11 protein-coding genes are annotated in these 12,427 nt (G+C 63.3%); 3 read left to right on the top strand and 8 right to left on the bottom strand.

Annotated features, from left to right (window positions below; all coding sequences use genetic code 11):
• Position 1: 1 nt before the first annotated feature.
• The 8 genes from H3H45_RS09900 to H3H45_RS09865 form a co-directional block, all read right to left on the bottom strand.
• The gene (locus H3H45_RS09900) at positions 2-1,411 is read right to left on the bottom strand and encodes a circularly permuted type 2 ATP-grasp protein (protein WP_182833560.1); all 1,410 of its coding nucleotides are present in this window, start codon (positions 1,409-1,411) and stop codon (positions 2-4) included.
• 431 nt (positions 1,412-1,842) lie between these two features.
• A complete protein-coding gene (gene putP, locus H3H45_RS09895; protein WP_182833559.1) occupies positions 1,843-3,333 on the bottom strand; it encodes a sodium/proline symporter PutP in 1,491 nt (496 codons plus the stop codon).
• Positions 3,334-3,773: 440 nt separating this feature from the next.
• Positions 3,774-4,226 (bottom strand): hypothetical protein, encoded by a 453-nt coding sequence (locus tag H3H45_RS09890; protein WP_182833558.1) that lies wholly within the window; start codon positions 4,224-4,226, stop codon positions 3,774-3,776.
• Between the two features lie 185 nt (positions 4,227-4,411).
• Positions 4,412-4,831, bottom strand: coding sequence for a group I truncated hemoglobin (locus tag H3H45_RS09885; RefSeq protein ID WP_182833557.1), 420 nt, complete (start codon positions 4,829-4,831; stop codon positions 4,412-4,414).
• A 2-nt stretch (positions 4,832-4,833) separates the two neighbouring features.
• Positions 4,834-5,691, bottom strand: a complete 858-nt coding sequence (locus tag H3H45_RS09880; protein WP_182833556.1) for a DUF3034 family protein — start codon at positions 5,689-5,691, stop codon at positions 4,834-4,836.
• Between the two features lie 2 nt (positions 5,692-5,693).
• Complete coding sequence (locus tag H3H45_RS09875) at positions 5,694-8,042, bottom strand: putative bifunctional diguanylate cyclase/phosphodiesterase (protein WP_182833555.1); 2,349 nt, start codon at positions 8,040-8,042, stop codon at positions 5,694-5,696.
• On the bottom strand, positions 8,026-8,697 hold the full coding sequence (locus H3H45_RS09870) for a methylamine utilization protein (protein ID WP_182833554.1): 672 nt from the start codon (positions 8,695-8,697) through the stop codon (positions 8,026-8,028). The genes H3H45_RS09875 and H3H45_RS09870 overlap by 17 nt, the downstream gene beginning before the upstream one ends.
• 134 nt (positions 8,698-8,831) lie before the next feature.
• On the bottom strand, positions 8,832-9,524 hold the full coding sequence (locus H3H45_RS09865; protein ID WP_182833902.1) for an NUDIX domain-containing protein: 693 nt from the start codon (positions 9,522-9,524) through the stop codon (positions 8,832-8,834).
• 139 nt (positions 9,525-9,663) lie between these two features.
• On the opposite strand from H3H45_RS09865, the gene H3H45_RS09860 reads away from it, so the two are divergent.
• The 3 genes from H3H45_RS09860 to nadE are packed head-to-tail and all read left to right on the top strand — an operon-like array spanning position 9,664 to position 12,354.
• A complete protein-coding gene (locus H3H45_RS09860; RefSeq protein ID WP_182833553.1) occupies positions 9,664-10,308 on the top strand; it encodes a nicotinamidase in 645 nt (214 codons plus the stop codon).
• A 2-nt stretch (positions 10,309-10,310) separates the two neighbouring features.
• Positions 10,311-11,516 carry a nicotinate phosphoribosyltransferase gene (gene pncB, locus H3H45_RS09855; protein WP_182833552.1) on the top strand — a complete coding sequence of 402 codons (1,206 nt, stop codon included), beginning with the start codon at positions 10,311-10,313 and terminating at the stop codon, positions 11,514-11,516.
• Positions 11,517-11,526: 10 nt separating this feature from the next.
• Positions 11,527-12,354: an ammonia-dependent NAD(+) synthetase gene (nadE, locus tag H3H45_RS09850; RefSeq protein WP_182833551.1), complete on the top strand. Its 828-nt coding sequence runs from the start codon at positions 11,527-11,529 to the stop codon at positions 12,352-12,354.
• Positions 12,355-12,427: the final 73 nt, after the last annotated feature.

Below are 12,427 nucleotides of genomic sequence, written 5' to 3'. Positions count from 1 at the left end.
ATTAGTCCTCGACCACCCAGGTGTCTTTGGTCCCGCCGCCTTGCGACGAGTTGACCACCAGCGAGCCTTCGCGCAGCGCCACGCGGGTCAGGCCGCCGGGCACCAGGCGGGTTTCGCGGCCGGACAGGACGAACGGGCGCAGATCGATATGGCGCGGCGCGATGCCGCTTTCGACGAAGGTTGGGCAGGTCGACAGGCACAGCGTGGGCTGGGCGATGTAGGCCGCCGGATTAGCCTTGAGACGGGCACGGAAGGCCTCGATCTCGGCCTTGCTCGCCGCCGGGCCAACCAGCATGCCGTAGCCGCCGGAGCCCTGGGTTTCCTTGACCACCAGTTCGGGCAGGTTGGCCAGCACGTGGGACAGATCCTCGGGCTTGCGGCACTGCCAGGTCGGCACGTTCTTCAGGATCGGTTCTTCATCCAGGTAGAAGCGGATCATGTCGGTGACATAGGGGTAGATCGACTTGTCATCCGCCACCCCGGTGCCCACCGCGTTGGCCAGTACCACATTGCCGCTGCGATAGGACGAGAGCAGCCCGGCCACGCCGAGCATGGAATCCGGGTTGAAGGCCAGCGGGTCGAGGAAGGCGTCGTCCAGGCGGCGGTAGATCACATCCACCGCCTGCGGGCCGGAGGTAGTGCGCATGAACACCTTGTCGTCACGGACGAACAGGTCGGCACCTTCCACCAGCTCCACACCCATCTCGCGGGCGAGGAAGGCGTGCTCGAAATAGGCACTGTTGAAGCGCCCAGGGGTCAGCACCACCACATTGGGGTTGTCCAGCGGACTGGAGCTTTTCAGGGTTTCCAGCAGCAGGCTCGGGTAGTGGTCGATGGGTGCCACGCGCTGCATGGCGAATAGCTCGGGGAACAGGCGCATCATCATCTTGCGGTCTTCGAGCATGTAGCTGACGCCGCTGGGGGTGCGCAGGTTGTCTTCCAGCACGTAGTAGGTGCCGTCGCCATCGCGTACCAGGTCGACCCCGGCGATGTGCGCGTAGATATCGCGGTGCAGGTCGAGGCCCTGCATCGCCAGTTGGTAGCCCTCGTTGGCCAGCACCTGCTCGGCGGGGATGATGCCGGCCTTGATGATGCGCTGGTCGTGGTAGAGGTCGGCGAGGAACATGTTCAGCGCCTGCACGCGCTGGATGCAGCCGGCCTCGACGATGCGCCATTCGCTGGCGGGGATGCTGCGCGGGATGATGTCGAAGGGGATCAGGCGCTCAGTGCCCTGCTCGTCCCCGTAGAGAGTGAACGTGATACCGGCGCGGTGGAACAACAGGTCGGCTTCGCGGCGGCGCTGGGCCAGCAGCTCTTCCGGCGTAGCAGCCAACCAGCGAGCGAACTCCCGGTAGTGCGGGCGAACGATGCTGCTCGCTTCATACATTTCATCAAAAAAGGTGCGGACCATGCCGTACTCCTTGCCACCTGGTCGTGAGAACCATCGCAAGGGCCGTGCCATAGGATTTTATTGATTAAATTCAACAACTTGAATATCAGACCGAAGGGTCACGCACCATGTCGGCGCGTTAATCCAAGCCCCAAAACAGGTCACGCCCCAATCAGAGGCAGGCATGGCAAGGCAGATTGCCGAGGCTTTGCTCCCTTTAGCGAAAGCGACTTTGGCTAGGATGGGCGACCCGGCGTGCGGCACGGCATCGCGGCAGCAGCCGTGCCCAAGGGAAGTGGCGTGCATTTATCGCAGGCAAAAAAACGGCCCAACGCCGGGAGACGTGGGCCGCAAAGCACTATCGGGTCGTGCGTGGTGCCCCGCCGTCAGGTCCTGGACCTGAGGCGAAGCGAAGACGCGACTGGACGACCGGCCAGCCACGCCTGGGGGTATCAGATATGGGCGTCCTGGTATTCCTTCTCGGCCATGTCGAAACGCTGTTGCATGGTTTTCGACGCGCCGTTGCCGATGCGGCTGAACAGCAGAATGGCCAGGGTGGCGAGGATGAAGCCCGGGATGATTTCGTACAGGCCCAGACCGATCCAGTTCTTCCACACCACCACGGTCACCGCACCGACGATCATGCCGGCCAGGGCGCCGTTTCGGGTCATGCCTTTCCACATCACGGAGAGGATCACCACCGGACCGAAGGCGGCACCGAAGCCGGCCCAGGCGTAGGAGACCAGGCCCAGCACACGGTTTTCCGGGTTGGAGGCCAGGGCAATGGCGATCACCGCAACCAGCAGCACCATGGCACGGCCGACCCAGACCAGTTCGTTCTGGCTGGCGCCTTTGCGCAGGAAGGCCTTGTAGAAGTCTTCGGTCAGGGCGCTGGAGCACACCAGCAGCTGGCAGCTCAGGGTGGACATTACGGCGGCGAGGATGGCCGACAGCAGCACACCAGCGATCCACGGGTTGAACAGCAGCTTGGACAGCTCGATGAATACGCGCTCCGGGTTCTCGGTAACCGGGCCAGCAAGGTCCGGGTTAGCGGAGAAGTAGGCGATACCGAAGAAGCCTACCGCTACGGCGCCGCCGAGGCAGAGAATCATCCAGGTCATGGAGATGCGACGGGCAGCCGGGATCGACTTGACCGAGTCAGCCGCCATGAAGCGCGCCAGGATGTGCGGCTGACCGAAGTAGCCCAGACCCCAGGCCATCAGCGAGATCACGCCGATGAAAGTAGCGCCTTTGAGCATGTCGAAGTTGGTGGCGTCCTTCAGCTCGATGGCAGCGAAGGTGCTGTCCATGCCGCCAGTAGCCACCAGCACCATCACTGGAGCGAGGATCAGGGCGAAGATCATCAGGGTGGCCTGCACGGTGTCGGTCCAGCTCACCGCGAGGAAACCCCCGATGAAGGTGTAGGCGATGGTTGCGGCGGCACCGGCCCACAGGGCGGTTTCGTAGCTCATGCCGAAGGTGCTTTCGAACAGGCGCGCACCGGCCACCACGCCCGAGGCGCAGTAGATGGTGAAGAACACCAGGATCACCAGGGCAGAGAAGATGCGCAGGATGCGGCTGTTGTCTTCAAAGCGGTTGGTGAAGTAGTCCGGCAGGGTCAGGGCGTTGCCGTTGTGCTCGGTCTGCACACGCAGACGGCCGGCGACAAGCAGCCAGTTCAGGTAGGCACCGACGATCAGGCCGATGGCGATCCAGCCTTCGGACAGGCCGGACATGTACACCGCACCCGGCAAGCCCATCAGCAGCCAGCCGCTCATGTCGGAGGCACCAGCGGACAGCGCGGTAACAAAACTACCGAGGCTGCGACCGCCGAGAATGTAGTCGGACAGGTTCTTGGTACGCAGGTAGGCGAATAGCCCGATCAGAACCATCGCGGCGATGTACACCACGAAAGTGATCAGCATGGGGGTGCTAGCGGTCATGGGAGGATGCCCTCTCGTTTGTTGTTATGACGCTGCGGCGAATCGTCCGCAGCCTGGTTGGCATTACGCCCGCTTGTGGCGGGCCGCTGAACAACCCGCCCCTATGCAGGAACGGGTCATGAATGGGGTGGCGCCATCCGCGCTGCCATGCTGCTCTCGGTCATCCGGGTGAGAGCCAATCAACCTACGTCTCTACTCAACTTTAGCTCGCGCCGGCGAAAACAGGTTGCAACCTGGCCGGGAGAGCAAACACGCCGCGAACAACCGGGTTGCGACGCGGCTTGGTGGGATGCAGGACTCTAGTGACTGGGAGGTGACAGCTTCTTGCAGAAAACTCCGGAGTTTTTGCGGAAAACTCCGAGGCAGGGAACTTTATCCATACACACGTTTGAAACCAGCGCGCCGGCAAAGGTGCCGGCGCGTGGAGGGTGGAGCAAGGCTTACTGCACAGTGTCAACCAGGTACTTGTGTACCAACTGGCTGTCCATGCGCTCGTTGAAGGCGAAAATGATGTAGTCGGCATCGTCCTTCTGCAGGTCGACTTCACTCTTCGCCCGGCCGATTTCCTGGCCATCCTTGTCATACGCCTTGGCCAGCAGAGTACCTTTGAATGGCTCGTTGGCCACCAGATAGACGCTGAAGCTCTTTTGCGCGTCGGCCATACCGTTGGACTTGGCGGTGGTCTTGACCAGACCGGCCTTGCTCGCGCCTGCGCCAAGCTCAGTCTCGACCACCATGCTCTGGTCGATACCACTGCCTACGCCGGAGAGAAAACCGGTGACACCCTCACCCACCGCTTTGCCGGCTTTCTCCGAGAGGGTCTGCTCGCTATCGCCGCAGCCGACGAGAACCACAGCACTGAAAAGACCTACCAGCAGGCTCTTGTACTTCATTTTTCACTCCCTGAATCAATGGTCTATACAAAGGCGACCAGCAGCAGCGTGCCAATCGCAGCTGCGCAGAATACGCCAAAGCCTGCGCCGGTCGCGCTAATGCAGTGCGTGGATGTGAAGGAGTTGGCGAGCTGAACGGGTGCCATCTATCGCGCCCAGGTTGCCAGCAGTCACCCGAGGATGACCTAACGTTCGATGATCTGCCCACGCATTGGCGCCAGGCGCGCCAGCAGGCGATTTTGTGCGGCGACCGGAATGCCCTCGGCGTCCATCGCATCGATCAGGTCTTCGACCAGGGCATTGAAGTCGCCCCGGTCGATATTCAGGCCCTTGTGGCTCTCTTCCATGCTGTCGCCAGTGTATTCGCAGGGACCGCCGGCCTCGACGCAGACCTGTTCGACCAGCTTGTCGCGCAGGCGCTCGATGTCGATGTCGCGGAAGTAGTGGGCGATGCGCGGGTTGCGCGCCGAGTTGAGCAGCATGCCTTCGACGATACGGGTGATCCCGGCTTGCTCGCCGAGGCTGCGGTAGAGGCTGTCATCCCTGGGCGGCTGGCTGGCGCAGGCGGCCAGGGTCAGGCACAGCACAGCGAGGAGAATGCGCATGCTCAGAAGCTCCCCTGGATGGACAGATAGGCGCCGTCTTGATTGTCCAGCCCAGCGATTTCACCCAGGCGCGCATAGGCCAGCACCACAGCCAGATGCTTGTTGGGGAAGTAGCCGATGAACACATCGGACCAGTCGTTCTCGCCGGCGAAGGACAGGTTGTCCGGCTTCTCGCGGTACTCAACGCCCAGCGCCCAGCGCGGGTTGAACAGTACGGCCACGGAGCCTTCCTTGAGCACTGAGTGCTGGTCGCGGCGATCACCACCGAAGCCCAGCAGGCCCAGCTCGTTAGCCCGGCTGTAGCGCAGGTTACCGTTGAGCAGCAGGTTGTAGCCGAACGCGCCACCGAGCAGCAGGCGGCTGGCGGCGATGTAGGCCTCGGTGTCTTCGTCACGCTGGGCGCCGATCAGGCTCGGCACCAGAAAATCTTTCTGCCGCTTGTGCTGGATGCCCAGGGACACCTGCGGCAGCTGGTCGTAGATCAGGTCGCCGAACAGGCGCACCTTGAGACCGAGAATGTCCTGGCTGAGGCTGTTGTCCGGCAGGCTGAGGTCGCGGGCCAGGGTGCCGAGGTCGAAACGCTGGCGCGCGTAGGACAGCTCCACACGATTGCCGTAGGACGCCGCCATACCGGACACATCCAGGCGGTAATCGCCAGTCTCGACGCGGGTGGCGAAGGCGCTGGCGCCCCACTCGCCCTGCTCGCCATAACCAGACAGCACAGCCCAGGGCGTGATACCGCCACCGGCAGCGCCTTCGATGCTGCTCGCACCACCAGTGGCCAACAGGCGCCCCTGCTCGGCCAGAACCAGGCCAGGGCATAGCAGCCCGAGGAGGATCAACGCGAGGGGCTTGCCCATGTTCAATGTGCTCCAGCCAGAGTCGATGGTTGCCACTGCTGCATCCACTGTTCGAAGGCCTGGGCCGGCAGCGGCCGGCTAATCAGGTAGCCCTGGGCGGTGTCGCAGTTCCACAGCCGCAGCAGATCGAGATTGCGCTGGAATTCGACTCCCTCGGCCACCACCTTGAGGCCGAGGCTGTGACTCATGTCGATGGTCGAACGGACGATCACCGCGTCATCACTCTGCTCATCCAGCTCGCGGATGAACGATTGGTCGATCTTCAGCTCCTGCACCGGCATGCGCTTGAGCTGGGCCAGCGAGGAATAGCCGGTGCCGAAGTCATCCACTGACAGGTGAATGCCGCAGTTGCGCAGGCTGTGCAGCACCTCCAGGGCGCGTTCGGGGTCCTGCATCACCGCACTCTCGGTGATCTCGAACACCAGTTGCTCGGCCGCCACCGCCTGGCCGGCCAACAGCGCCGCGACGCGCTCGGCGAGTTGCAGACTACCCAGGTCTTCGGCAGAGATATTCAACGACACCTGCATATGCAAACCGCGGCTGTTCCACTCATGCAGCTGGCGCACCACTTCTTCGATCACCCAGGCGGTGAGAATCTGGATGCTGCCGGTGCGCTCGGCCAGGGGGATGAATTCGCCCGGTGAAACCATGCCGTACTGCGGATGATTCCAGCGCAGCAGGGCCTCGGCCTCGTGCACCTGGCCGGCACGGATATCCAGCTTGGGCTGGTAATACAGCAGCAATTCCGCATTGCTCGCCGCATGGCGCAGATCACGGATCAGGCTGATCTGCCGCTGATGGGCATCGTCGCGGCCCTGCTGGTAAACCTGCAGGCGGCCCGGCAGGTGCGCGGCATCCTGCATAGCAATGGCGGCTCGGCGCAGCAGCTCATCCGGGGTTGTGCCATGCACCGGATAAACGGCAATGCCGATGCAGCAATCCAGGCTGATGACCAGGTTGCCAATGTGCATGGGCTTGATCAGCAACTGCTGCAGTTTGTCGGCGGCGGCGATAGCGCTATCGCTGTCACAGTGCTCCAGCAACAGCAGCATTTCATCCGCCACCAGGCGCGCCAGGCTGTCGCCAGGACGCAGGGTCGCCTGCAGGCGCCGGGCGAGCTGCTGCAGGGCCAGATCGACGCCATCCGCACCGCTGCTTTCCAGAATGCTGCGGAAGTTGCTCACGCTCAGGTAGAGCAAGGCGGTTGGTCGCCCTGCGGTAATCGCACTGCCCAGGCGCTCGACGGCCAGGGTGCGGTTGGGCAATCCGGTCAGGGCATCGTGCAGGGCGTTGTGCGCCAGTTGCCGTTCACGCTCGGCAATGCCCTCCTGCATGCTCTGGAAGGTCTGCGCCAGGCTGCCCAGCTCATCACGGCGCTGCAGGGTGATGGGCGTCTGGTAGTCGCCCTGGCCGATGCGTTCGGCCACCCGCGCCAGCTGGCGTACCGGCTGCGATAGGTTGCGCGCCAGCAACAGAGCGCCCAGCAACGAGGCGAACAGGGCCGCCAGGGCGATCAGCAGAATGTCCTGATCGAGTGGCGCAAAGGCCGCCTCGGCCTGATCCAACGACTTGTGTAACAGCGCCAGCACCTTGTAGTTCGGGCCGCTGGCAAGGGTGCGCCACTCACCGAGATAGCGCTGGCCATCCTGCTCCAGCAAACGGCTGCCGCTATCGAGGTTGTACTGCATGATCTCCGCGCGCAGGCCGCCGTGCAGGGCGGCCGGCAAGGTGCTGATCCAGCCCGCCGGCTTGCCCTGCTCGATCGATACCAGGGTCAGCTCCAGGTGAGTCAGCTCGCGCAATTCGTTGGCGAAGGCCTCGTCGACATGAAAGCCCATCACCACCCGGGCGATGGGTAATGGCGCACTGACGATGGCCTCGACCAGCAGGAATACTTCACCATCGATGGGCAGCAGGAATACCTGCGGGCCGCTGCCGGCAGGGTCCTGCATCTGCCCGGCCAGGCGACTCACCGAGTCGCTGCCGATCTGTTCGGCGGTGCTGACCTGCAGGCTGCCATCCAGCCCTAGCAGCATCACCACCCCGGCATTGATCCGCGCACCATGGTTGCCCAAGGCGGAGCGGATGGTATCGGCATCGCCACTGGCTACCGCATCCTTGAAGCCGAAATCCGCCGCCAGCACACGCACCGCATCGTGCAACTGACGGCCACGCACTTCGAGCAATTGCTCGAAGACCCGGCCACCGACGCCCAGTTCCTCGCGCAACTGGTTCTGCACGGCTACACCGGTGGCGGCCTTGACCGAAAAATACAGGGCCCCGATCACTACCAGCAACAGCAGGATCAGGACGCTGGCGATACGCGCCTGGAAGCTATGGCTGAACTTCACGCGTGGCCTTCTTGAATGCATCACCAAAGGAACTTGGCGCCGGCGCGGCAGGCACTGCCTGCACCGGACCCGAGAGCTGCAGGGTAAAGCGCTGTTGCAGGCTGGGTTCGACAACCTGCAGTTCACCCGCAGCAACCGGCAACATGTTCGGGCTTTGCGGATGCCACAGGCTGGCCTGGTAACTGCCGGCCGGCAGACCGTCGATCTTCAGCCGGCCCTGCTCGTCGCTGACGGCAAACCAGGGATCGTCGGTGACATACACGTAGCCGAGCATCCAGTCATGGATATTGCAGCCAAGCACCACCACCCCCGGCTTATCGAACAGCACCGGCTCGCTGGGCGTGCCCTGGTACAGGCGCAGCTCGAAACGCTTGGCCGGCGAGAAGGAATAGACCTGATGGCGAATGTTGTCGCTATTGGGGAATTTCACCGAGGTGCCGCTGCGCACAGCCAGCACGCTGGGGGCAAACTGCTTGTCACGCTGATCCATGATGGACTCGCCTGGCGCGGCACCCGGCGCGCCACGCAGGGTGAGCACGGCATTGGCCAGCGGCTGGCCCTGGCCATCCACCAGGTCGACCAGCAGGCTCGCGGCGCTGGCGGGGAACACAATGCCCAGGGTAACTCCGAGGGCAAGACAGCAAGGCTTGATCATGCGACGTTCCAGTACCCAAGCAGACTCGGGAGCACAGTGTGAATACAGGCCGTCCTGGCACTTCTTATTTTGCTCGCATGCAGATTAGCTGAGGCCGCTATGAAGATCACGCAATGCAGTCGTTCAGCGCAGGTTCAGGACAGCACACTGCGATCGAAGATAAACGCCCCACGGCCCTGCGGCCGATGCGCCAGCAGGCTCTGCGGCCGCCCCATCTTCGGGTAGTTCTTCTCGCCGGTATCACTGATCCAGCCCTGCTGCTTCATCTTGTCCAGGCGCCCACGCAGGGTGGTGTGCTGTACCGCCTGGCCCAGGCAGGCCTGAAACGCGGCCAGCGCCTCGGTCACGGTAAAACGTGGAGCCAGCAGATAGAGCGGCAGCGAGGTGTACACCGACTTGCTGGCCAGCCGCTCCAGCGCCTGCGCCACCAACTGCACATGGTCGAATGGCAGTGGAAAGCGCTCGTCGAGCACCTGCGCCAGGCTGGCAAAGCACAAATCCTCGCCCGGCAACTCGGTATCGGCAGGCAACAGGGCCAGGTAGAAGGTGCTCAACGACCAGCCGCGCGGGTCACGCACCGCGTTGCCCACCGTCGCCACCTGCTCCAGGTGCTGCGGTTGCACCCGCGCCTTTTCCTGCAGCGCACGGGTCGCCGCGGCATCCAGGCTGAGATCGGCACAGCGGCCGTTGACCAGCACGCCGGGCAACGCCCACTGCCCGGCGAACGGCTCCTGCGCACGACGAATCAGCAGCAGCTCCAGCTCGCCCGCCTCGCTCAGGCGCAGCGCGACGATATCCACGCTGGCCAGCACTTCTGCAGAACCCATCATTCCTCCAGTCCCTTCGACTTATTTCATCTTGACCAATAACTAGGTGAATTTCACTTTTTTCGCAGAAAAGCGCTTGACCACATATTACATCAGATGGAATATGTAGCCACGCAACCCAGCGAAAAGGAGTGTCAGGATGAAAATCGCCAGCTTCGACGTCGATGCGCAAAAGGGCTTCACCCCACTGTGCCCAGATGAGCTGCCGGTGGCTGGTGGCGAACAGATCGCTCCTGCCCTGAATGAGCTGGCCAGCCGCGCCCACCTGCGCCTGGGCAGCAAGGACGCGCATAGCCCGCAAGCCGCCTGGATCGCGCCGAGCCATGCAGAAATGCTCAAGCCGCTGCCGCTGGCCAACGCCGATCTCAGCTGGGTCAGCCACTGCGTGCCGGGCACGCCTGGGTTCGAGCTGCTGGATGAACTGCCGCAACCGCTGGACTACGACTACTTCGTGTGGAAAGGCGTAGAGCCAGACCTGCACCCCTACGGCGCCTGCTACCACGACCTGGCCGAAAAGCGCAGCACGGGCGCCATCGAGTTTCTCCGGCACAATGGCGTGCAGCGCGTACTGGTCGGCGGCCTGGCCCTCGACTACTGCGTGAAGACCACCGCTCTGCAATTACGCCGTGCCGGTTTCGAGGTCGGCGTGTACCTGCCGGCCTGCCGTGCCATCGCCGAGAGCACCGCGCAAACTGCCTGCGCCGAGATGCGTACCGCGGGCATCGAGCTGTACGCCAGCCTGGATGAGCTGGACGCGGCCCTCAACACGGACAAGGAGATCTGATCATGGGTGAAAGCGTATTTGCCGAGCGTATCGTGCAGAACCTGCTGGATACCGATTTCTACAAGCTGACCATGATGCAGGCGGTGCTGCACAACTACCCCAACGCCGAGGTGGAGTGGGAGTTCCGCTGCCGCAATGCCGAGGACCTGACGCCCTACCTGGCGGAAATCCGCTACCAGATCGAGCGCCTGGCCGAGCTGAGCATGAGTGCCGACCAGCTGGCCTTCCTCGAACGCATTCCGTTCATCAAGCCGGACTTCATTCGCTTTCTCAGCCTGTTCCGCTTCAACCTGCGCTACGTGCACACCAGCGTCGAAGACGGCCAGCTGTGCATACGCCTGCGCGGACCCTGGCTGCACGTGATCCTCTACGAGATCCCGCTGCTGGCCATCGTCAGCGAAGTGCGTAACCGCTATCGCTACCGCGAGGTGGTGCTGGAACAGGCCAGCGAGCGCCTGTACCAGAAGCTCGACTGGCTCAAGGGAGAGGCCTCGGCCACCGAACTGGAAGGTTTCCAGATCGCGGACTTCGGCACCCGCCGGCGCTTCTCCTACCGGGTGCAGGAGCAGATGGTGCACATCCTCAAGCGCGACTTCCCCGGACGCTTCGTCGGCACCAGCAACGTGCACCTGGCCCGCGAGTTCGACCTCAAGCCGATCGGCACCATGGCCCACGAATGGCTGATGGCCCACCAACAGCTCGGCCCACGGCTGATCGACAGCCAGAGCGCGGCGCTGGACTGCTGGGTGCGCGAGTACCGCGGCCTGCTTGGCATCGCCCTGACCGACTGCATCACCATGGATGCCTTCCTGGCCGACTTCGACCTGTACTTCGCCAAGCTGTTCGACGGCCTGCGCCACGACTCCGGCGACCCGCTGCAGTGGGCGGAAAAAGCCATCGCCCACTACGAAAAGCTCGGCATCGACCCGATGAGCAAGACCCTGGTGTTCTCCGACGGACTCACCCTGGAGAAGTCGCTGCGGCTCTACCGTGCACTTTGCGGGCGGATCAACGTAAGCTTCGGCATCGGCACCAACCTGACCTGCGACATCCCCGGGGTCGAACCGATGAACATCGTGATCAAGATGACCGCCTGCAATGGCCAACCGGTCGCCAAGATCTCCGATGCGCCAGGCAAGACCCAATGCCGCGACGACAACTTCGTCAGCTACCTGAAACATGTTTTTCGCGTCCGCGACGCCCAGTGAGGACTTTGAAATGAGCAATCGCCAAGCCGAAATCGCCGCCGCCCTCGATGTGGTGCCGCCTTTCACCGATACCGCCGCGCTGGTGGCGCAGATCGACAAGCGCAAGGCCTTCATCAAGCAGTGCCTGCGCAACTCCGGCCTGAAAGTGCTGGTGCTGGGCATCAGCGGTGGCGTCGACTCGCTGACCGCCGGCCGCCTCGCACAGCTAACGGTCGAGGAGCTACGTGCGGAAACGGGCGACTCGGGGTACCGCTTTATCGCCGTACGCCTGCCCCATGGCACCCAGCACGACGAGCAGGATGCCCAGGACTCGCTGAAATTCATCCGCGCCGACGAGGAAGACACCGTCAACATCGAAGACAGCGTGCGTGGCCTCGGCGAGCAGGTCAGCCACCTGCAGCAGCTCAGCGATGCCCGCCGCGACTTCGTCACCGGCAATATCAAGGCGCGCATTCGCATGGTCGCCCAGTTCGCCATCGCCAACGCCAACAATGGCCTGGTGATCGGCACCGACCACGCCGCCGAGGCGGTGATGGGCTTCTTCACCAAGTTCGGCGACGGCGCCTGCGACCTCGCCCCGCTGTCCGGCCTGGTCAAGGGTCAGGTACGGGCCATCGCCAAACACCTCGGCGCCCCGGAAAATCTGGTATTCAAGGTGCCGACCGCCGATCTGGAAGAGCTGCGCCCCGGCAAACCGGACGAGGAAGCGCATGGCGTCAGCTATGCCGAGATCGACGCCTTCCTGCATGGCCAACCGGTCAGCGAGCACGCCTACGCCACCATCGTGCGCACCTACGACAACACTCGGCACAAGCGCGAGCTGCCGTTGGTACCCTGATAGCCGCACATCCGACAAAACGGGCTTTGCCGTAGGGGGCACTGTACGCATCAGGTTCTGAGCAGCAATGCCG

Source organism: Aquipseudomonas guryensis, assembly GCF_014164785.1.
Classification (GTDB): Bacteria; Pseudomonadota; Gammaproteobacteria; order Pseudomonadales; family Pseudomonadaceae; genus Aquipseudomonas; species Aquipseudomonas guryensis.
Note: the sequence above shows the minus strand (reverse complement) of the source record. Positions and strands in the feature narration are given on the sequence as shown.

Excerpts from the sequence above, each read along its gene's own strand:
- H3H45_RS09880 (WP_182833556.1), bottom strand. The coding sequence starts at position 5,691 with ATGGGCAAGCCCCTCGCGTTGATCCTCCTCGGGCTGCTATGCCCTGGC.
- H3H45_RS09870 (WP_182833554.1), bottom strand. The coding sequence starts at position 8,697 with ATGATCAAGCCTTGCTGTCTTGCCCTCGGAGTTACCCTGGGCATTGTG.
- putP (WP_182833559.1), bottom strand. The coding sequence starts at position 3,333 with ATGACCGCTAGCACCCCCATGCTGATCACTTTCGTGGTGTACATCGCC.
- H3H45_RS09860 (WP_182833553.1), top strand. The coding sequence starts at position 9,664 with ATGAAAATCGCCAGCTTCGACGTCGATGCGCAAAAGGGCTTCACCCCA.
- H3H45_RS09865 (WP_182833902.1), bottom strand. The coding sequence starts at position 9,524 with ATGGGTTCTGCAGAAGTGCTGGCCAGCGTGGATATCGTCGCGCTGCGC.
- H3H45_RS09885 (WP_182833557.1), bottom strand. The coding sequence starts at position 4,831 with ATGCGCATTCTCCTCGCTGTGCTGTGCCTGACCCTGGCCGCCTGCGCC.
- pncB (WP_182833552.1), top strand. The coding sequence starts at position 10,311 with ATGGGTGAAAGCGTATTTGCCGAGCGTATCGTGCAGAACCTGCTGGAT.
- nadE (WP_182833551.1), top strand. The coding sequence starts at position 11,527 with ATGAGCAATCGCCAAGCCGAAATCGCCGCCGCCCTCGATGTGGTGCCG.
- H3H45_RS09900 (WP_182833560.1), bottom strand. The coding sequence starts at position 1,411 with ATGGTCCGCACCTTTTTTGATGAAATGTATGAAGCGAGCAGCATCGTT.
- H3H45_RS09890 (WP_182833558.1), bottom strand. The coding sequence starts at position 4,226 with ATGAAGTACAAGAGCCTGCTGGTAGGTCTTTTCAGTGCTGTGGTTCTC.